Origin of the sequence: Bacillus cereus group sp. BfR-BA-01347 (genome assembly GCF_022663835.1) — a bacterium.
Taxonomy (GTDB): Bacteria; Bacillota; Bacilli; order Bacillales; family Bacillaceae_G; genus Bacillus_A; species Bacillus_A thuringiensis_K.
In genome coordinates, this window is sequence record NZ_JAKUGG010000001.1 from 395029 (window position 1) to 416276 (window position 21248).

The following is a 21248-nucleotide window of genomic DNA, read 5'->3' on the forward strand; positions in this document are numbered from 1 at the left end:
GTAAATGAAGAAAAGGTAAAGGGAGGTTCATCAATTGAACATCTTCAATATTGCAGTTATGCATATTAAAAGAGATTTCAGAGACGTAAGAACTTTAGTTTTTATGTTAGCATTTCCGGTTGTACTTATGCTTGTGTTAGGAACAGCGTTAACGAATGCATTTGATAGCGATAGTCAAGCGATTAAAGATATACAAGTGCTCTACAAAGATGAAGCGAGTAGCACATTTTCTCAATCGTTCGAAGCATTTACGAAAGAAGTCGATAAATCGGGTATTCATTTTAAAAAAGCTTCCGAAGGTATAGATGGGAAAGAAGAAGTGAAGCAAAATAAATATGCTGTTTATGTAGAGTTAAATAAAGATGGTGCAAAATTGTACGGAAGTGACAAAAGTAGTATTGAGGGGAGTATTGTGGAAGGAATGCTTACAACATTTGTTGATAAGTACAATGTAGCGGCCGAAGTTGCAAAAGTAGATCCTACTAAGGTGAGCACAGTTATTTCAAACGGAAATCATAATGATTATATAAAAGAAACATCCTTACAAGCTACGAAAAAACCAGGTTCCATGGATTACTATGCGGTTGTAATGACAACGATGATTGCATTATATGCTGCAATGGGAGCGAGTTCTTTAATCCGAGGAGAACGCATACGTAAAACAGGAGATCGTCTCATTGCTGCACCTATAAGTAAAGCTGAAATATTTATTGGAAAAGTACTTGGTAGCCTAGTAGCGAACGCCCTTTGCGTATTACTTGTCATGTTATTTAGTAAATTTGTATTTCAAGCGAATTGGGGCGACCACCTTGGAATCATATTTATTATTTTATTAACACAAGTCTTTCTAGCAATTAGCTTCGGTTTAGGGATCGGGTATATTACGAAAACAGCTGAATCATCGAGAGCAATTATTCTTGTTGTTATACAGTTAGCTTCTATTTTTGGTGGTGCATACTTCGTAGTAGAAGAAAATTTAGTTACGAACTTATCACCATTAACGTGGGCAAACACAGCTGTCATGAAAATTATTTATGCAAACGATGTAGGAGCGACACTGCCAGTAATATGTTTAAATCTTGGGATTTCAGCACTCTTTTTATTAATTGCAATTATTGCATTACGTAGACGGGAGGGGCTATAGTATGAAAGATATTTTATGGCTCATACAAAAAACGCTATCTGTCCTTTTGAAAAATAAAAAAGGGTTATTCATTATTATTAGTTTGCCGATAATCGGAACACTCATCTCTTTTTCGATATACGGAAATGCGGGGCAAGGCACGTTAAATATCGGGATTGTAAATAAGGAAAATGAGCTGATAGCAAATGATACGATAAAGTTCTTAGAAGGATTAAATCATGTGAAAGTGAGTAAGGTTAAGGAGTCGGAAGTAGAAGATAAACTCACTTCCAAAAAACTTGATGGAGTTATTACATTACATTCTGGTTTTTCAAAAAGTGTTCGAGAAGGGAAACCTAATCATATCGAGATTGCATCGATTAAAGGTGATCAAGTAACAGTATTTATAAAATCATATTTATATAACTATATTGATAATGTAGCAGCTATTAGTAAAGTAGCAGGAACAGATCAAAGTACATTTGATACTATGTACGCAGGGTATCAAAAAAGTGCATTTAAGATGAAAACTGAAACGCTAGAAGATACTTCGAAAAATAAAGATATGACAAACCAAACGATGGGTTACCTTATTATGTTTATGCTGTTTTCAGCAGCGAACTTATCAGGTTCTATTTTAAAAGAAAAAGAAAATAGAACGTACTTTAGACTCTTATCAACACCGATAGATGGGAAGAGATTTATATTATCTAATGTCGGAGTAAATATGATGATGTTAACAGTACAAATTCTAATTACAACCCTATTCCTAACGAATGTTTTTCATACGAATATCAATATGCCTTTCATAGTGATGATTGGCGTACTCATGCTATTTGCTTTAATAGCGATTGGAATATCATTAGTTCTTGTTGCTTTTTCGAAAAACTCAGCATCGGCAAATACGATGCAAAATCTGGTCATTGTACCAACTTGTTTACTTGCCGGATGTTATTTTCCATATGACATTATGCCAAAAGCGGTACAAAAAGTAGCTGATTTCCTTCCGCAGCGTTGGTTGCTAGACACGATAGCAAAACTACAGCAAGGAATCCCATTTTCAGAGTTGTATGTAAACATTTTAATCTTATTCGCCTTTGCGGTAGCATTCTTCTTAATTGCTATTTATAAGTTTGGAAGAAATAATGATGCGAGAAACTTTGTTTAATATGAAAAGGGTGTGACGTTAAGTCACATCCTTTTTTGTATGAAGCATGAAATCTGAATTTGAATGCCAAAATAGAAGGGTGGAAAGAAAAATGAGCGGAAGGAAATCAAAATGATTAAAAAAATATTACGAGTTACTTCTATTATTATTGCTATTTTCGCTTTTATTTTAATTTGTATGCATATTGATGTTACTTTAGGTAGGAAAATGGAAACTGGGAAAAACATGCCAACAGAGTATGCACCTCATTATAGTGATTTTCAATTATATGTAGAAGGAAAGTCATTTTATAAACAGTTATTTACTGATATAAAAGAAGCGAAACAATCTATTTACACTTATTTTTTTATTTTATCGGATGATAAAAGCAGTCATACTTTTTTAAACTTATTAAAAGAAAAGGCAAGAGAAGGAGTAAACGTATATTTATCTGTCGATTTACTTAACGATTTATCATTTGAAAGAAAGATGAAAAAAGAATTACAGAAAAATGGTGTGCATTTTACATATAGTAGAAAACAGGAATTACCATTCGGGTTTTATTCCCTTCATCATCGTAATCATCGCCGAATTACAACAATTGATGGAGAGATTGGTTATACAGGTGGTTTTAATATAGGAGATGAGTACTTAGGGAAAGATAAACACTTTGGGTACTGGAGAGATTATCATGTACGGGTAAAAGGAGAAGGTGCAAAAGATTTAGAGGAACAATTTGCTTTAGATTGGAAACGAGATACGAAAGAAGATATAAAGAGAAGTACGAATAAAGCTAGTAAAGGGAATACATTACATACTATGGTTAGTTATAATGGGCATCACGTCGCTGAAAAATATTTAGATCTTATAAAACAAGCTCAGCACTCCATTGTAATTGCAACGCCGTATTTTATAGCGAAAAATGAAGAATCAATGAATGCTTTAATCGCAGCACAAAAGCGTGGTGTTACAGTAAAAATACTTTGGTCATATAAACCAGATCTACCTCTTATAAAAGAAGCGGCGTATCCATACATACGTCAAGCTGTTAATAATGGGATTACTGTATATGGTTATAAAAAAGGAATGTTCCATGGCAAATTAATGCTTATTGATAATGAATTAACCGTTATTGGCACAACAAACTTTACTTCGCGTAGCTTTAATATAAATGATGAAATGAATTTTTATATTCATGGTGGTCCTATTGTAGCGCAAGTTAATACAGTGTTAACAGAGGATTTTCGTGATTCGAAAGTAATGACGAAAGAGTTTTTTGAGAAGTTATCTTTTTGGGAGCGTTGTAAGGAGAAATTTGCGGGTTTGGTGGATTTTTATTTATAAAGTTTAAAGAAAAGGGGGTCTTTTATAGACACCCCTTTTTTATGAGAACTAATTACTTTTCATGCACAAGCAATGAAGCATCATCATTAATCAACGTCCCTACATGCTCCCCTAAACAAATTCGTTTCATCACTCCAGGCTCATCAAAGTTAAAGACATGTGCTGGTAAATTGTAGTCCCTGGCAAGCAGTAATGCTGCTTGATCCATGACTTGTATATTTTGTCTAACAACATCATTATAGTTTAGTTTGCTGTACATTTTTGCTGATTTATTATGCTTTGGATCACTTGTAAAGACGCCATCGACACCTTGTTTTGCGACTAATATGGCATCGCTATTCATTTCAATAGCTCTTTGTACGCTTGGATAATCTGTCGTCACGAACGGTTGCCCGTTTCCGCCTCCAAAGATAACGATATAGCCGTTATCTAAATGGTGGACTGCACGCAAGCGAATGTATGGTTCAGCTACTGCATTGAATGGAATGGACGTCATAACGCGTACTTCTCTATTTGTTTTACTTGTTAAAACACCGCGAAGCATTAAGCTGTTAATGATTGTACCTAGTGTACCGATATTATCAGCTTCTACGCGATCAATTCCCCACTCTTCAGCTAGATGCCCCCTAAAAATGTTACCGCCACCGATGACGATGGATACTTCGATATCCAAATCAACAATGGATAAAATTTCGTTTGCGATATGTTCTAATCGTTTGGAGTTAAAGCTATTTCCAGTTTGATCGGCAAGTGCACCGCCGCTTAATTTAATTAAGACACGTTTATATGACCTCATAACAATTCCCCCTATATAGATCGCAATAAAAAAGGAACAAAGGCGAATGCCTTTGTTCCTTTTTAAGAAAATGAAAAAGAAAAGAAGAAGATAGGACGAATTTTTTCACGTAACTTTTCATACCATCCACTCCTTTTCATTTTAATTTGTTTTAAGTATATATCTTTTTGATTATACGAAACAATCTGATTACTTATCAAGTTTATTTTATCGTTTTTTAACAAAATGGTGTCAATGAAAAAAAGAAGAAAAATATTTGAATTTTTTGTGACGAACTTGTAGGTTTTTGTATGATTTTGTAGGTTCGCTTATAAGATGTGTGAGTAGCTTTTATAAATTCAAATTGAAAGCGTTCGCATGAAGGGGATGAACATAAATGAAAAAATTCGGATTGGCAACACAAATTTTTGTCGCGCTTGTTTTAGGGATTGTAGTAGGGGCAGTCTTTTATGGCAATAAAACGGCGATTTCTTATATCACACCAATTGGGGATATATTTATTCACTTAATTAAGATGATTGTAGTACCAATTGTTATTTCAGCATTAATTGTTGCAGTAGCTGGTGTAGGAGATATGAAGAAGCTTGGGAAACTGGGTGGTAAGACAATTCTTTATTTTGAAATTATTACAACGATTGCTATTTTAATGGGATTACTTGCAGCGAATATATTCCAACCAGGTACTGGTGTTGATATGAGTAATTTACAGCAAAGTGATATTTCTTCTTATAAACAAACAGCAGATGCAACAGAGAAGAAAGGTTTTGCTGAGACAATTGTTCACATTGTACCGAAAAACGTATTTGAATCGATTGCACAAGGTGACCTATTACCGATTATATTCTTCTCAGTATTATTCGGTTTAGGAGTTGCGGCAATTGGGGAAAAAGGAAAGCCTGTCTTTAACTTCTTTGAAGGTGTACTCGAAGCGATGTTTTGGGTTACAAATCAAGTCATGAAATTTGCACCATTTGGTGTATTCGCCTTAATTGCGGTTACGGTTGCAAAATTTGGTGTAGCAACACTACTTCCTTTAGGAAAACTAGTGCTAGCTGTATACGTAACTGTTATACTATTCGTTGTGATTGTATTAGGTATTAATGCACGAATGGTTGGCGTAAACATTTTTACATTAATGAAAATTTTAAAAGAAGAACTAATTCTTTCATTTACGACAGCAAGTTCAGAAGCTGTTTTACCTAATATAATGAGAAAAATGGAAGAGTTCGGTTGTCCAAAGGCAGTTGCCTCTTTCGTAATTCCGACAGGTTATACATTTAACTTGACTGGATCGGCTATTTATCAAGCGTTAGCGGCATTGTTTGTTGCACAAATGTACGGTGTACACATGTCACTAACGGAGCAAATAACGTTATTATTCGTTCTCATGTTAACATCCAAAGGTATGGCGGGAGTTCCAGGTGCATCGTTCGTTGTTGTATTAGCAACGTTAGGTTCAATGGGGTTACCACTAGAAGGTATCGCGTTAATTGCGGGAATTGACCGCATTTTAGATATGATTCGCTCATCTGTCAATGTATTAGGAAATGCATTAGCGGCCATTGTTATGTCAAAGTGGGAAGGCGAATTCGATAATGAGAAAGCAAAACAATATGTAGAAACAGTCAAAGAAACAAAAGCAGCATAAGAAATCGTTAAGGAGTGAATAATCATGGCAACATTAACTGAAGTTAAAAATGGTGTTCGAATTGAAAAAGATTTTTTAGGTGAGAAAGAAGTACCAAACTATGCATACTACGGCGTACAAACAATGCGTGCAGTTGAAAACTTCCCAATTACAGGATACAAAATCCATGAAGGTTTAATTAGAGCGTTCGCAATTGTAAAAAAAGCAGCAGCGCTTGCTAATACAGATGTAGGAAGATTGGAATTGAACAAGGGTGGCGTGATCGCAGAAGCTGCTCAAGAAATTCTTGATGGAAAATGGCATGATCATTTCATCGTCGATCCAATTCAAGGCGGAGCAGGTACTTCAATGAATATGAACGCAAATGAAGTCATTGCCAATCGTGCTCTTGAATTATTAGGAATGGAAAAGGGAGACTATCATTATATTAGTCCAAATAGCCATGTAAATATGGCCCAATCAACAAATGATGCATTCCCAACGGCGATTCATATCGCAACGTTAAATGCATTAGAAGGCTTATTACAAACGATGGGTTATATGCATGATGTATTTGAATTAAAAGCAGAACAGTTTGACCATGTTATTAAAATGGGGCGTACACATTTACAAGATGCGGTGCCAATTCGTCTTGGACAAGAGTTTAAAGCATACTCTCGCGTACTTGAGCGTGATATGAAACGAATTCAACAATCGCGTCAACATTTATATGAAGTAAATATGGGGGCAACTGCAGTTGGTACAGGCTTAAATGCAGATCCAGAATATATTGAAGCAGTTGTAAAACATTTAGCTGCAATTAGTGAACTGCCACTTGTTGGTGCAGAAGACTTAGTAGATGCAACGCAAAATACGGATGCATACACAGAAGTATCAGCAGCACTGAAAGTATGTATGATGAATATGTCTAAAATTGCGAACGACCTTCGCTTAATGGCATCAGGTCCACGTGTTGGTTTAGCTGAAATTATGTTACCAGCTCGTCAACCAGGTTCTTCTATTATGCCAGGGAAAGTAAACCCTGTTATGCCAGAAGTTATTAACCAAATTGCGTTCCAAGTAATTGGTAATGACCATACAATTTGCCTTGCTTCAGAAGCAGGACAATTAGAATTAAACGTTATGGAACCAGTACTTGTTTTCAACTTACTTCAATCGATTAGCATTATGAATAACGGTTTCCGTGCCTTTACAGATAATTGCTTAAAAGGAATTGAAGCGAATGAAGATCGCTTAAAAGAGTATGTTGAGAAAAGTGTAGGAATTATTACAGCCGTGAACCCTCATATCGGTTATGAAGCAGCAGCTCGCGTTGCGAAAGAAGCAATTGCAACAGGCCAATCCGTTCGAGAACTTTGTGTGAAAAATGGTGTATTGTCACAAGAAGACTTAGAGTTAATTCTAGATCCATTCGAAATGACACACCCAGGGATTGCAGGAGCAACTCTTTTAAAGAAAAATTAAAAGAAGAGGGGGACAATCCCCTCTTTTTTGTTTACAATATAGAAATGCTATATATGAATAGAGGTAGGGATGTTATGAGCAAGTTTACAGTAGCTTCTAATGGTGCATTAGAAACAACATTAAGAGGAGCAGAAGTATTATCAACACCACTTTTAAATAAAGGGGTAGCTTTCACGCAAGAAGAGAGAGAAGAATTAGGTTTAAAAGGGTTATTACCGCCAGCAGTTTTAACATTAGAAGAACAAGCACGCCGAGCATACGAACAATTTAGTTCTCAGCCGGATGATTTATTAAAGAATGTATACTTAACTGCGTTACATGATCGAAATGAAGTATTATTTTATCGTATATTAACAGATCATTTACGTGAAATGTTACCGATTGTATATACACCAACTGTCGGTGTAGCAATTCAAAGATATAGTCATGAATATCGTAAACCACGTGGTGTTTATTTATCAATTAACGATCCATCAGGTATCGAAGAAGCATTTACGAATATCGGTGCAACAGCTGAGAACATTGATTTAGTCGTTGTAACAGATGGAGAAGGTATATTAGGAATTGGTGACTGGGGCGTTGGTGGTATTAACATCGCAATCGGAAAATTAGCTGTTTACACTGCTGCAGTTGGAATCGATCCTAGTCGTGTATTACCGGTAATTTTAGATGTAGGTACAAACCGTGAGGAGCTATTAAACAATCCATTTTATATTGGAAATCGTCACCCTCGTATAACAGGTGAAGCTTACGATGAATTTATTGATACGTTTGTACAAGCGGTAAACAAACAATTCCCGAAAGCACTTTTACATTGGGAAGACTTTAGCTCTCGTAACGCACGAAAAATTTTAGATAAATATCGTCATGATGTTTGTACGTTTAATGATGATATTCAAGGTACAGGTGCAGTTTCACTTGCGGCAGTATTATCGGCAGTGAAAGCTTCTGGTGTACCGCTAAGTGAACACCGTGTTGTTGTATTTGGTGCTGGTACGGCTGGAATCGGTATCGCAGATCAAGTTAGAGATGCGATGGTCCGCGTAGGCGTATCTGAAGAAGAATCATATAAGCGTTTCTGGTGTATTGATCGTAACGGGTTAGTTACAAATAATATGGAAGATCTTCTTGATTTCCAAATTCCGTACGCAAGAAAAGAAGCAGAAGTAAGTGAGTGGAAGCAAAATGATGTGATCGGACTTGCTGAAGTTGTGAAATATGTAAAACCGACAATTTTAATTGGTACATCTACTGTTGCAGGTGCATTTAAAGAAGAGATTATTAAAGAAATGGCTTCTCACGTAGAAAGACCAATCATTTTACCAATGTCGAATCCGACGCCACTTGCTGAAGCAAAACCAGCAGATTTAATCGAGTGGACAGAAGGAAGAGCGTTAGTTGCAACAGGAAGTCCATTTGAACCAGTTACATATAACGGTGTAACGTATGTGATTGGACAATCAAATAATGCACTTATTTTCCCAGGGCTTGGTCTTGGAACAATTGTAGTACGAGCAAGCGTCATGACGGATGGAATGTTCGCAGCAGCTGCTGAAGCAGTTGCAAGTATGGTAGATACAAGTCAGCCAGGAGCACCTATTTTACCAGAGGTCGAAGAATTACGTAATATCTCAGAAATGGTTGCAATTGAAGTAGCTAAAGTTGCAGTTGCAGAAGGTGTTGCAAGAGTGAACTTAAGTGATAACGATATTAAGATGGCAGTGAAAGAAGCAATGTGGAAGCCAGAGTATCGCCAAATAAAAGCGGTAGAAAAGGTTAGAATATAGAAAAAAAGCCCGTTTATAACAATAAGCGGGCTTTCGCTTTTACTACTGAAAAAAAGTATAGGAAGTGTCACCTTTGAATTGGAATCAATTATGGAAGAAAGATATGTCCCTTTTAATTATATTAATGGTCGTTGTTCCGATTGCTGGGGAGCTGAACTTTCATCCCTTTAATGATACGTTTCGAGTTAGCTTCGGTACACCGCTATTCTTCTTTTTATTATTATTTTTAAGAAGAGTACCAGCAGGAGTTGCAGGTATTCTTGTTGGTATATCTGTAGTCTTATTCCGAGTATGCCTTGACTGGATTATGCAAGGTTCATTTCATATGACAGAATCATTTTATTTGCGTTATCCTGTGTTCTTCTATTATTTTATTTATGGCAGTCTTTTTTCGCTTTGCAGGGTAAATAAGTTCCATCAGAAACCAATCATTATTGGATGCCTTGGAATTTCAATTGAAATTGTTGCAAGTATGTCAGAACTTGCGTTTTATCACATGTTAGTACTAGGTACAACAATAACGATTTCTGAAGTAAATAAACTCATCATTATTGCTATTTTTCGTAGTTTCTTTGCACTTGGTTTTTTAAATATGATGAATTTATATGAAACGAAATTAAAAGAATCGCAAGTTCGAAAAGAAAATGAAAATATGTTAATGCATCTTTCTAATTTATATGTAGAATCTGTTCATTTGAAAAAGACGTTACAAAATGCGGAGTTAATTACACAAGAAGCATATCAACTATATCGAAATTTACAAGTAAGCGCTGATTCAAGTAGTAAAACAGCATTGAAAATAGCAGGGGAAGTGCATGAAATAAAAAAGGATAATCAAAGGATATTTGCAGGGTTATCTAAACTGTTATTAGATAAAAATGTGGCTGAATATGTAGAAGGACATGAGTTAGCAGAAATGATTGTTAGAATAAACGAGAAGTATGCCGAAATGCTAGAAAAGGATATACGTTTTTCTAAACATATAGAAGGTGAGCATGCTGCATACCACGTGTATACAGTTCTATCAATCTTTAATAACTTAGTTTCGAATGCAGTTGAAGCAATTGAAGATAAAGGTGTCGTTATTATTAAGCTATATAAAAGAGAGCAACATATATTTTTTGAAGTAATTGACGATGGACCTGGTATTGAACAAAAGTATAAGAAATTAGTATTTAAGCCAGGATTTACTTCCAAGTATGATCAAACGGGAACACCGTCAACTGGTATTGGGCTTTCTTACATAAATGAAATGGTAACAGAGCTAGGCGGAGAAGTGAGATTAGAAGACCGAGAAAATAAAAGAGGATGTAAGTTTATCGTTTGTTTACCAGAGGATAGTTTAAAGCGGGAAGGGGAATAGATTTGTTTTATTATATCGTAGACGATGATGAAGTTTTCCGTTCGATGCTTTCGCAAATTATTGAAGATGGAGACCTTGGAGAAGTAATTGGTGAGGCGGATGACGGAGCTTTTATTGAAGCGGATCAACTAAATTTTAAAAAAGTAGATATTTTATTTATTGATTTGTTGATGCCGATGAGGGACGGAATTGAAACAGTTCGTCACATTGCGTCAACTTTCACTGGGAAAATCATTATGATTTCTCAAGTGGAATCGAAGCAGCTTATAGGTGAGGCATATACACTTGGTGTAGAATATTATATTACAAAACCATTAAATAAAATCGAAGTTGTATCTGTTGTACGCAAAGTGATGGAGCGTATTAGATTGGAGCGTTCTATACACGATATTCAAAAATCATTGAATAACGTGTTTCAGTGGGAAAAACCGCAATTGCGTACTGAACCAGTGCAAGAAGGAAAAAAGATAGGAGATTTAGGGCGCTTTTTACTATCAGAACTCGGTATTGCGGGAGAGAATGGAAGTAAAGATTTACTTAGTATGCTGGAATATTTATATGGTCAAGAAAAGGCACAGACATTTGAGTTTGGCTTTCCTGCGTTAAAAGAAATTTTTCATCATATTACGATAAGGAAGCTAGGGGATTTAGCTTTAGATGCGGATATTGATAAAGAGAAAAAAGCGTCTGAACAAAGAGTACGTCGAGCTATTTATCAGTCGTTAAATCATTTGGCTTCTTTAGGATTAACAGACTTTTCAAATCCAAAATTTGAAAGCTATGCTCCAAAATTTTTCGATTTCACCGTAGTTAGAAAACGTATGACAGAAATGACGAAAGATGAACTCGCATCTTCTGGTCATACGCGAATTAATACGAAGAAGTTTATTCAAGTGTTGTATTTTGAGGCGAAGAGGTTGATGGAGATAGAGTGAAGAAGATGCTTATAAATAAGCATCTTTTTTGTTAAATCAACATTTTATATTTTCTCGTGGAGCATGTAAAATGTTAAGTAAGAGAAAATGGTTTTATATTAAGGAAGTGTCAAAGCGATGAGTTTCACATTGAATAAATCGATTATTAAAGAAGTGTGCGGAGAGACCTCATATAAAAGAGGTGAAGCCTATTATAAATCAAATAAAGTGATAATAAATCATTATGATGAAAATAAAGAAATTTGCGAGGCGACAGTAAAAGGGAACGAGGATTTCCATGTTACAGTAGAAAAAGCTAAAAAGGGTGATGTTGTTGCAAAATGTAGTTGTCCTTCATTAGCGTCTTTTCAAACGTACTGTCAACATGTTGCAGCAGTATTAATACAAATAAACTATAATCAACAAACAGGTGGAATGAGTTCCACTAGTAACAGAAATGATCAATTGACAAGTGGTATGTTTCAGCTGTTTGCAGACAAACCACTGAGGCCAAAAAGTAAACAACACCGTTTTGATACACGTGAAATATTAGATATTGAGTTTATATGTACACCAGTAGCTACGAGAAGTGGGGGGGCTCTTCTTGGAATTCAATTGAAACTTGCCAAAGTGTATTTCATAAATCATATTAGAGAATTTCTTTCTAAGGTGGAGAAAAGAGAGTCTTTTCATTGTTCAAATGAATTTACATATACACCAGATGTACATAGTTTTAAACAAGAAACGGATGCGATTATCCAGCAGCTCATTAAAATGTATCATAACGAAAAAATGTATGAAGATACGCTAGAAGTACATGCGAAACAAGATGAAAGTATGATATTTATACCACCAGCTTCATGGAAAGATATGCTCTCTTCACTTTCTAAAGTTGAATATGTACAGCTGAAACAAAATGAACAACTGTTTCAGGGATTACAAGTTTCAAAAGGATTGTTGCCGTTACACTTTGAATTTACGAAGGGAAATAATGGTGGATTTACACTTCATATAGATGGTCTAAATCGTGTACAAGTTATGGATATGTATAACAATGCACTTTACGATGGGAAATTATATCACTTACATATTGAAGATTGTATGCGACTTATTGAATTACAAAAGATGATGAGTCGTTCAAATAGTAATCAGTTTTATATTCCAGAAAGTAAGATGGAACATTTCGTCGCGAAAGTTGTACCAGGATTAATGAAGCTCGGAACTGTACACATTGATGAAGTAATATCGGATCGTGTTGAAACCCCTTCGCTAAAAGCGAAATTGTATTTAGACCGCGTGAAAAATCGCTTATTAGCAGGTCTTGAATTTCACTATGGGAACGTCATGATTAATCCGCTAGAAGAGGATGGACAGCCGTCTGTTTTTAAGCGTGATGAGAAAAAGGAAAAAGAGATTTTAGACATTATGAGTGAAAGTGCTTTTGCAAAAACAGAAGGCGGTTACTTTATGCATAATGAAGAAGCTGAGTATAACTTTTTATATCACGTCGTGCCAACATTAAAAGGTTTAGTTGATATTTATGCGACGACAGCAATCAAATTGCGAATTAGTAAAGGGGATGCAGTTCCTCTTATTACAGTGAGAAGAAAAGAAAGAATTGATTGGTTGTCATTTCGTTTTGATATAAAAGGAATACCAGAAGCAGAAATTAAAGGTGTATTAGCGGCCCTTGAAGAGAAACGTAAATATTATCGATTGGCGAACGGTTCGTTTTTATCCCTAGAGAGTAAAGAGTTTAATGAAATTAATCAGTTTATAAAAGAATCAGGTATTCGGAAAGAATTTTTACATGGAGAAGAGGTAAATGTTCCACTTATTCGGAGTGTAAAATGGATGAATGGACTTCATGAAGGCAATGTTTTAAGTTTAGATGATTCTGTTCAAGAGTTAGTAGAAAACATTCAAAACCCGAAAAAATTAAAATTTGCTGTGCCAAATACTTTAAATGCAGAAATGAGAAAGTATCAAGTATATGGGTTCGAATGGATGAAAACACTTGCTCATTACCGGTTTGGGGGTATTTTAGCAGATGATATGGGACTTGGAAAAACGTTGCAAAGCATTGCTTTTATAGATTCTGTTTTGCCTGAGATTCGAGAAAAGAAACTGCCTATATTAGTCGTTTCACCATCATCTCTTGTTTATAATTGGTTTAGTGAATTGAAAAAATTCGCCCCGCATATTAGAGCAGTTATTGCAGATGGAATTCAAGCAGAGCGCCGGAAAATTTTGAAAGATATAACGGAATTTGATGTCGTAATTACGTCATATCCATTATTGAGAAGAGATATAAGATTGTATGCAAGACCATTTCATACACTATTCCTTGATGAAGCGCAGGCGTTTAAAAACCCTACAACGCAAACGGCAAGAGCTGTGAAAATAATTCAAGCTGAATACCGTTTTGGGCTAACGGGTACACCTGTAGAAAATTCATTAGAAGAGCTATGGTCTATCTTCCATGTCGTCTTCCCGGAATTATTACCAGGAAGAAAAGAGTTCGGTGATTTAAGGCGTGAAGATATAGCGAAGCGAGTGAAACCATTCGTATTAAGACGATTAAAAGGGGACGTATTAAATGAGTTGCCAGAGAAAATAGAGCACTTACAATCATCGGAGTTATTACCCGATCAAAAGAGTCTTTATGCTGCTTATTTAGCGAAGTTAAGGGAAGAAACGTTAAAGCATTTAGACAAAGATACGTTACGTAAAAATAAAATTAGAATTTTAGCTGGTTTAACGAGATTGCGACAAATTTGTTGTCATCCTGCTTTATTTGTTGATGATTACAAAGGAAGTTCAGCTAAATTTGAACAACTGTTAGAGATTTTAGAGGAATGTAGAAGCACAGGAAAGAGAATATTAATTTTTTCTCAATTTACGAAGATGCTTTCCATTATTGGTCGTGAGTTAAATCGCCAAGCAATTCCATACTTTTATTTAGACGGGAGTACACCAGCGCAGGAACGTGTAGAGCTATGCGATCGGTTTAACGAAGGAGAAGGGGATCTATTTCTCATTTCTTTAAAAGCTGGTGGTACCGGACTTAATTTAACTGGTGCAGATACAGTAATATTATACGATTTATGGTGGAATCCAGCTGTTGAACAACAAGCGGCCGATAGAGCGTATCGAATGGGACAAAAAAATACAGTGCAAGTTATAAAGCTAGTAGCCCACGGAACAATTGAGGAGAAAATGCATGAACTGCAAGAAAGTAAGAAAAATTTAATCGCTGAAGTGATTGAGCCGGGAGAAGAGAAATTGTCCTCAATCACAGAGGAAGAAATTCGAGATATTTTAATGATTTAATATAAAAAAGCTATGCCTTCAAATTTATGAGGGCATAGCTTTTTTGTTGTAATAATTATATTTTGTTTTGTATAAAGCAAAGAAATCAAATGTTATTTAAATTACTTCTTTGTACCTTTACTTTTGTATGGTTTGGCAGCTGCCTTTTTCTTTGCACTTGATTGCCAACGGTTCCATCCTTTACTTCCTGTACCTTGTCCTACACCTTTTTTCGGTTTTGCTTTCGTTTTACTCATATGATCACTCCGTTATATAAAAATCTTATTTGATAATAGTCAATGATTTAGAAAATACTCTTTATAAATGACTATGATTACTTTAAGTAAAAATAAACTGCTTGAATGCTATAGTATATCATGAAATTGCAAGTAAACTGAAAGGAATTATAAAGAAAATGAAAATAATAAGAAATACTGTGGATTCTATATTCCGAACGATCACATTAATTGTTGTGTATACGTTAGTTTCGATCAGTGAAACATTTTTTGGATTGACGAGGCAGAAAAAGTAAAGATGTTAAATTAACAACAATCAATAAAGCCGTAAAATAAAGAATTGAAAAATATTTTAAAACTTTTTGTTGACTTTCTTTATTTTTTGTATAGAATAATCATTAATAAAATGTTTCAGAGATGTGACAACAAAACGACTATGAAAGGACGAGTAGTAGTAGGACGTAGTTTAAGCGAGTCAGGGGTGGTGTGAGCCTGATACGAAGCCTATTATGAAGAACCTCCTGGAGTTGCTAACCGAAATCCTTTATAGGAAAGTAGACTTAGCCGGGAACTTCGCCGTTACAAGAAGAACAGTATCGAGATATTTCATCTCCGTACTGTATAAGTGAGCAACCTCTGTTGCTAATTTGGGTGGTACCGCGGAACCAAAGCCTTTCGTCCCAGTTTTTTGGGAAAGAAGGGCTTTTTTTGTTGGCTTCTTTTCACAACATCCAAACATTTTAGGAGGAAACCACCATGTATCAATCATTAATGACAGTAAGAGAGACTCAAATCGCAATTAAGGAAGTTAAAACATTTTTCGAGGACCAATTAGCAAAACGCCTTGAACTATTCCGCGTATCTGCACCATTATTCGTAACGAAAAAATCAGGATTAAACGATCACCTAAACGGTGTAGAACGTCCAATTGAATTTGATATGTTACATTCAGGAGAAGAATTAGAAATTGTTCATTCACTAGCGAAATGGAAACGATTTGCATTACATGAATACGGATATGAAGCTGGTGAAGGTTTATATACAAACATGAACGCGATTCGTCGTGATGAAGAACTTGATGCAACGCATTCCATTTACGTTGACCAATGGGATTGGGAAAAAATCGTTCAAAAAGAATGGCGTACTGTCGATTACTTACAAAAAACAGTACAAACAATTTATGGAATATTTAAAGATTTAGAAGATCACTTATTTGAAAAATATCCGTTCCTTGGAAAGTATTTACCGGAAGAAATTGTTTTCGTTACTTCTCAAGAATTAGAAGATAAATATCCAGAATTAACACCGAAAGATCGTGAACATGCAATTGCAAAAGAACATGGTGCAGTTTTCATTATCGGAATTGGTGATGCACTTCGTTCAGGTGAAAAGCACGATGGACGCGCAGCTGATTATGACGATTGGAAATTAAACGGTGACATTTTATTCTGGCACCCAGTACTACAATCTTCATTTGAATTATCATCAATGGGAATTCGTGTTGATAGTAAATCACTTGATGAGCAGTTAACGAAAACTGGTGAAGACTTCAAACGTGAGTATGATTTCCATAAAGGTATACTAGAAGACGTACTACCATTAACAATCGGCGGTGGTATTGGACAATCAAGAATGTGCATGTACTTCTTACGTAAAGCACATATCGGTGAAGTTCAATCTTCTGTATGGCCTGACGATTTACGTGCAGCTTGTAAAAAAGAAAACATTCATCTGTTTTAATAGAAGTGAGGGAATAGCTTAAATATAGAGCTATTCCCTCTTTTTTACTGTGTAAACGAATGGTTTACAGTGAGTTTTACTAATGGTTTCTTTCTTTTTCATCTCCTTGTATGTAATAATTTGTTAAAGGAGGGGACGTTATGAGCTTAGGAGAACAGTTAAAAAAACTACGAGAGTCAAAGGGATTTTCACAAGAGGATGTTGCTAAAAAGATTGGTGTGACGAGGCAAGCGGTATATAAGTGGGAGAATGATAAAAGTTGTCCTGATATTGATAATTTGATTTTATTGAGTGAAATGTACAATGTTACGCTCGATGAGTTAATAAAAGGGAATCAAAACATTAAAGAAAAAATACATATTGATGAAGAAAATGAGGATTTTGAGAAAGAGAACGAGTTTGGTTTTTATATTGGATTTGGTTTGTTAATAATGAGTGCTTTCATTGATTATGAAGGAATTCAAAAGATGTTATTAGGAATTGCGTTATTCATGATGTTTTTTTATTTTGATATGAAAAAAGTTATTTTGAATGAATATCGATCTTTTTTTCGAGGAAGAGAGCCAAAAGATATATGTGATAAAAAATGAGCAGAGTCAGTTGTATTTCCTAGGAAAAGGTAAATTGAATGATTAAATTGTTTCATAATGATTTTAGAATGTTAGAGGTATGTTAAAGAACTCTTTGGATAGAGACTTGAAATCTATGTGTAAAATGATAATACATTTTTAAAAGCTCAAACAAGCATAACCACGTTTTAGAGTGAGGACGTGGTTAAAAATATAGTGGCTTCATTTATAATGAATTTCTGTTTGATGTAGATAATAATTTTTGGGAATATCACTTACTTGTTACCGAGTTCTTCCGCTAAACCGATTAAAATGCCTTCAGTTCCACGAATGTAGCAGAGACGGTAAGAGTTCTCGTATTGAACTACTTCGCCAACGAGCTGAGCACCATGCTTAGTAGTAAGCCTAGATACCATTTCGTCAATGTCTTCAACGGTGAACATGATGCGCAAATAACCGAGGGCGTTGACAGGAGCTTTCCGGTGATCTGCTATAGTAGGTGGGGTAAGAAATCGCGAAAGTTCAATGCGGCTATGGCCATCTGGTGTAACCATCATAACAATCTCTACGCACTGAGAACCGAGTCCGGTTACGCGACCAGCCCATTCACCTTCGACAGTGGCGCGCCCTTCGAGTTTTAACCCAATCTCCTCGAAGAAAGTGATTGCATTATCAAGGGATTCTACAACGATGCTGACATTATCTATTCTGAGTAATTTGTTGTTTGTCATTGTCTTTATCTCCTTATATGTAAAAGTGTATGATCTAACCATCTACATAATTATACTATTAAAAAGTTATAAACTCCTTCCAAACAAAAATAGCTTGTCACAGTATAGGGAAATGTGACAAGCTATTTTTAATTGTGCTATATAGTATCTTGTTAACAAACAATACCGCGACTTCCCCGAAAAATATTTCTACTCTGTATGCCCTTAAAGGGCCCGATTGTTGTATAGAATGAAGTGTATTATTTAAATGATAAATACATTTCTTATTACTCTATATGCAAATAGCTTTCTATTTATATAGGAAGGAAATAGATTCATATAATTTGTTTTAAGTTTTTACTAGTAGAAATTAACTCATCTGCACTAAAGGCTCAATTTTCGCCATAAATGATTGATGCAACGCCTCAACACCTGTTACTAAATGAAGGCGGTCAATAACGACAGACACTTTAATTTCTGATGTACTTACCATTTTAATATGAATATCTTCTTCTTTTAAAGTAGTGAACATATTTGCAGCGACACCAGGGTTAGATACCATGCCAGATCCTACGATTGATACTTTTGCTAAGTGATTTTCATGTTCTACAGATTCGTAGTGAAGAGTTTCTTGATTTTGTTCCAAAACTTTTAAAGTTTCTCTTAAATCATTCGAGTGAATGGAGAAGGAGAGATGTACAGTTCCTTCATTTGTAATACTTTGAATGATGATATCTACATTAATGTGTGCTGCTGCTAATGTAGAGAAAACTGTTGAAAGCGAGCCTTGTTCTAGTCCTTTAATTGTGACACGTGTAATGTTATCCTCAAATGCAATACCTTTAACGATTGATTGTTGTTCCATGTTACATTCTCCTTTTACAATTGTTCCGTTTTCTTGTTCCATACTTGAGCGAACTTCTAAAACTACGTTATGATTTTTAGCAAACTCAACAGCGCGCGGGTGTAATACGCCAGCACCGAGATTAGCAAGCTCTAACATTTCGTCATAAGAAATTTCATCTAATTTGTAAGCATCTTTTACAACTCGTGGGTCCGTCGTATATACGCCTGTCACATCCGTATAAATATCACATTTTTTTGCTTTAAGTGCAGCGGCTAGTGCGACAGCAGTCGTATCAGAACCACCACGGCCAAGCGTTGTAATTTCATTTTCTACACTTATACCTTGGAAACCAGCTACGATAACAATCGTGCCTTCAGCAAGATAAGATTGAATACGATCTGTATGAATGTCAGTAATCCGTGCACTACTATGTACAGATTCTGTCGTAATACCAGCTTGCCATCCTGTTAATGAAATTGCATGATAGCCTTTTACTTGCAGTGCCATTGTTAATAATGAAATAGTTACTTGTTCACCTGTAGATAGAAGCATATCCATTTCACGTTTACTTGGATTTTCTGTAATTGCGTTAGCGAGTGCGACAAGTTGATCCGTACTTTTTCCCATTGCTGAAACGACAGAGACAACGCTATGACCTCGTTCATATTCTTCAATAATTAAATTTGCTACATGTTGAATGCGTTCGACGCTTCCGACAGAAGTGCCACCAAATTTTTGAACAATTGTTTCCATTACAAATTCCTTCTTTCGTCTATTTTTAAGAATAGATTAGGAAATATATAAATCCCAATACTCCTGTAGTTACCAGAAAGACAAACAAAAAACACCATCTCAAATAAGTGAGGATGGTGCTGTTACAGGAAAAGGGAAACAGAAAACGGAGCTAATAAAAAAACCGCCAAAAAAGGAATATCATAAAAAAATGATATCTCTTTTTTGTAGATAGCTCTTCATACGTACACGTCTGTACATATGACAGTTCTGTTTCTATTCGAAAACAGCCCCAATTGATAAATGCAGAGAAATTTATCAATTTCGGCAATACTTCCTTTCATCTAAGTTCATAGACATCTCTGTGTCTCCATTAGAATACTCATAAGTATCGCAACCTCTATCTCACGTTTTAGGCGAGAGTGTTTGATTTATGAAGTTATTGGTAACATTTGTTTTATATTAATTTAAATTTTTCGGGGAATCAAGTGTTTTATATATATTTTAAAAATTCTTTCTTTTTTTCTGAGGAAGTTTGTGAAAAATGTAGCAAAATAAATTCATTGCATGTACATTAAACTTATAGTGCATAGGAGGTGGGGAGAATGAAAAGGAAACAGCCTATTTATGTTGCGACAAAAATGAACACGACGATGGAAAAATTATGGGAATATACGCAAGAACCAGATATACATACAGAGTGGGATGCTCGCTTTACTGAAATTTCGTATTTAGAGAAAAAAGAAGGAGAACCACAGAAGTTTTTGTATAAAACAAAGATTGGATTTGGGCTTGAAATAGCTGGAGAAGGGGAATCAATAGGTGAAATAAGAAAAGAAACTGGTGAAAGAATTTCCTCTTTAAAATTTTGGACGGATAATACATTATCTCTTATTCAAATAGGACGTGGTTATTGGAAGTATACGCCCAATAAAGAATACATCCATTTTGAGACACAATATGATTATGAGACAAGATTTGGTCGTATAGGAAATGTAATAGATTCCTATATTTTTCGCCCGTTATTAGGTTGGGCGACCGCTTGGAGTTTTGATGCCTTAAAATTATGGTTAGAAAAGGGGCTTCATCCTAGGTTACTAATTAGAAGAACAATGACGTATTGGCTCGTATGTTTTTTATTTGCTTTTGTATGGATATATCAAGGGATAGTGCCAAAACTACTGTTTACTCATTTAGAAGAAGTAAAGATGCTTTCTGTATTAATTGGTTCAAATGAAAGTAGTGTATGTATACTTAAAATAATTGGGGTGTTAGAAATAATTTTCGGTGTCGTATGGCTGTTGCCACTAACAAAACGAAAATTATTTATACTGCATATTATTGTATTACTAGTTTTAACGTTAGCGGCAGGATTTACGAATATTGCAAGCTTTACAGGGCCGTTTAATCCGATTACATTAAATGTTCTTTTAATGGGGTTATCAATTGTCGGTTATATAAATAGTTTCGATTTACCAAGTGCGAAAAATTGCAAGAGGGCGAGAAAGGGATAAGT

At 35.3% G+C, this 21248-nt stretch carries 16 protein-coding genes, 1 riboswitch and 1 other annotated feature; of the genes, 12 read left to right on the top strand and 4 right to left on the bottom strand.

What is annotated here, in order from left to right; all coding sequences use genetic code 11:
• Positions 1–34: 34 nt before the first annotated feature.
• The 3 genes from MR143_RS02020 (at position 35) to MR143_RS02030 (ending at position 3614) form a co-directional block, all read left to right on the top strand.
• A complete protein-coding gene (locus tag MR143_RS02020; protein WP_001020192.1) occupies positions 35–1144 on the top strand; it encodes an ABC transporter permease in 1110 nt (369 codons plus the stop codon).
• Position 1145: 1 nt separating this feature from the next.
• Positions 1146–2291, top strand: coding sequence for an ABC transporter permease (locus tag MR143_RS02025; protein WP_000651851.1), 1146 nt, complete (start codon positions 1146–1148; stop codon positions 2289–2291).
• Between the two features lie 111 nt (positions 2292–2402).
• Entirely contained in the window at positions 2403–3614 is a 1212-nt protein-coding gene (locus MR143_RS02030; protein WP_000591910.1) for a phospholipase D-like domain-containing protein, read from the top strand.
• A 52-nt stretch (positions 3615–3666) separates the two neighbouring features.
• On the opposite strand, the gene pyrH is transcribed toward MR143_RS02030, so the two are convergent.
• Positions 3667–4410 carry a UMP kinase gene (gene pyrH / locus MR143_RS02035; protein ID WP_001258266.1) on the bottom strand — a complete coding sequence of 248 codons (744 nt, stop codon included), beginning with the start codon at positions 4408–4410 and terminating at the stop codon, positions 3667–3669.
• Positions 4411–4786: 376 nt separating this feature from the next.
• On the opposite strand from pyrH, the gene MR143_RS02040 reads away from it, so the two are divergent.
• From MR143_RS02040 to MR143_RS02065, 6 genes are all read left to right on the top strand, one after another.
• Positions 4787–6058 (top strand): cation:dicarboxylate symporter family transporter, encoded by a 1272-nt coding sequence (locus MR143_RS02040; protein ID WP_000713293.1) that lies wholly within the window; start codon positions 4787–4789, stop codon positions 6056–6058.
• A 24-nt stretch (positions 6059–6082) separates the two neighbouring features.
• Positions 6083–7522, top strand: a complete 1440-nt coding sequence (aspA, locus tag MR143_RS02045; protein WP_000224200.1) for an aspartate ammonia-lyase — start codon at positions 6083–6085, stop codon at positions 7520–7522.
• 74 nt (positions 7523–7596) lie between these two features.
• Positions 7597–9309: an oxaloacetate-decarboxylating malate dehydrogenase gene (malS, locus tag MR143_RS02050; protein ID WP_002163923.1), complete on the top strand. Its 1713-nt coding sequence runs from the start codon at positions 7597–7599 to the stop codon at positions 9307–9309.
• Positions 9310–9373: 64 nt separating this feature from the next.
• Positions 9374–10672, top strand: a complete 1299-nt coding sequence (locus tag MR143_RS02055) for a sensor histidine kinase (protein ID WP_074594456.1) — start codon at positions 9374–9376, stop codon at positions 10670–10672.
• Positions 10673–10674: 2 nt separating this feature from the next.
• On the top strand, positions 10675–11607 hold the full coding sequence (locus tag MR143_RS02060; RefSeq protein ID WP_000500301.1) for a response regulator: 933 nt from the start codon (positions 10675–10677) through the stop codon (positions 11605–11607).
• Positions 11608–11724: 117 nt separating this feature from the next.
• Positions 11725–14919, top strand: a complete 3195-nt coding sequence (locus MR143_RS02065; RefSeq protein WP_000011056.1) for a DEAD/DEAH box helicase — start codon at positions 11725–11727, stop codon at positions 14917–14919.
• A gap of 101 nt (positions 14920–15020) precedes the next feature.
• Here the strand turns inward: MR143_RS02065 and MR143_RS02070 are convergent, their stop codons facing one another.
• The gene (locus MR143_RS02070; RefSeq protein ID WP_000047588.1) at positions 15021–15155 is read right to left on the bottom strand and encodes a DUF3934 domain-containing protein; all 135 of its coding nucleotides are present in this window, start codon (positions 15153–15155) and stop codon (positions 15021–15023) included.
• A 406-nt stretch (positions 15156–15561) separates the two neighbouring features.
• Positions 15562–15820: a binding site (T-box leader), on the top strand.
• Between the two features lie 70 nt (positions 15821–15890).
• Here MR143_RS02070 and asnA point away from each other — a divergent pair.
• Both asnA and MR143_RS02080 read left to right on the top strand, forming a co-directional pair.
• Positions 15891–16874 carry an aspartate--ammonia ligase gene (asnA, locus tag MR143_RS02075; protein WP_000284914.1) on the top strand — a complete coding sequence of 328 codons (984 nt, stop codon included), beginning with the start codon at positions 15891–15893 and terminating at the stop codon, positions 16872–16874.
• A 140-nt stretch (positions 16875–17014) separates the two neighbouring features.
• Complete coding sequence (locus MR143_RS02080; RefSeq protein ID WP_000051970.1) at positions 17015–17464, top strand: helix-turn-helix domain-containing protein; 450 nt, start codon at positions 17015–17017, stop codon at positions 17462–17464.
• Positions 17465–17718: 254 nt separating this feature from the next.
• Here MR143_RS02080 and MR143_RS02085 read toward each other — a convergent pair whose 3' ends face one another.
• Together MR143_RS02085 and MR143_RS02090 are read right to left on the bottom strand one after the other, a co-directional pair.
• Entirely contained in the window at positions 17719–18174 is a 456-nt protein-coding gene (locus MR143_RS02085) for a VOC family protein (protein WP_000183757.1), read from the bottom strand.
• Between the two features lie 349 nt (positions 18175–18523).
• Complete coding sequence (locus MR143_RS02090; protein WP_000448072.1) at positions 18524–19753, bottom strand: aspartate kinase; 1230 nt, start codon at positions 19751–19753, stop codon at positions 18524–18526.
• Between the two features lie 203 nt (positions 19754–19956).
• Positions 19957–20143, bottom strand: a riboswitch (Lysine riboswitch).
• 194 nt (positions 20144–20337) lie between these two features.
• On the opposite strand from MR143_RS02090, the gene MR143_RS02095 reads away from it, so the two are divergent.
• Positions 20338–21246, top strand: coding sequence for a DoxX-like family protein (locus MR143_RS02095; protein ID WP_000823944.1), 909 nt, complete (start codon positions 20338–20340; stop codon positions 21244–21246).
• Positions 21247–21248 lie beyond the last annotated feature (2 nt).

Coding starts and splice junctions, on each gene's coding strand:
- MR143_RS02025 (WP_000651851.1), top strand. CDS start 1,146: ATGAAAGATATTTTATGGCTCATACAAAAAACGCTATCTGTCCTTTTG.
- MR143_RS02030 (WP_000591910.1), top strand. CDS start 2,403: ATGATTAAAAAAATATTACGAGTTACTTCTATTATTATTGCTATTTTC.
- pyrH (WP_001258266.1), bottom strand. CDS start 4,410: ATGAGGTCATATAAACGTGTCTTAATTAAATTAAGCGGCGGTGCACTT.
- MR143_RS02040 (WP_000713293.1), top strand. CDS start 4,787: ATGAAAAAATTCGGATTGGCAACACAAATTTTTGTCGCGCTTGTTTTA.
- aspA (WP_000224200.1), top strand. CDS start 6,083: ATGGCAACATTAACTGAAGTTAAAAATGGTGTTCGAATTGAAAAAGAT.
- malS (WP_002163923.1), top strand. CDS start 7,597: ATGAGCAAGTTTACAGTAGCTTCTAATGGTGCATTAGAAACAACATTA.
- MR143_RS02065 (WP_000011056.1), top strand. CDS start 11,725: ATGAGTTTCACATTGAATAAATCGATTATTAAAGAAGTGTGCGGAGAG.
- MR143_RS02070 (WP_000047588.1), bottom strand. CDS start 15,155: ATGAGTAAAACGAAAGCAAAACCGAAAAAAGGTGTAGGACAAGGTACA.
- asnA (WP_000284914.1), top strand. CDS start 15,891: ATGTATCAATCATTAATGACAGTAAGAGAGACTCAAATCGCAATTAAG.
- MR143_RS02080 (WP_000051970.1), top strand. CDS start 17,015: ATGAGCTTAGGAGAACAGTTAAAAAAACTACGAGAGTCAAAGGGATTT.
- MR143_RS02085 (WP_000183757.1), bottom strand. CDS start 18,174: ATGACAAACAACAAATTACTCAGAATAGATAATGTCAGCATCGTTGTA.
- MR143_RS02090 (WP_000448072.1), bottom strand. CDS start 19,753: ATGGAAACAATTGTTCAAAAATTTGGTGGCACTTCTGTCGGAAGCGTC.
- MR143_RS02095 (WP_000823944.1), top strand. CDS start 20,338: ATGAAAAGGAAACAGCCTATTTATGTTGCGACAAAAATGAACACGACG.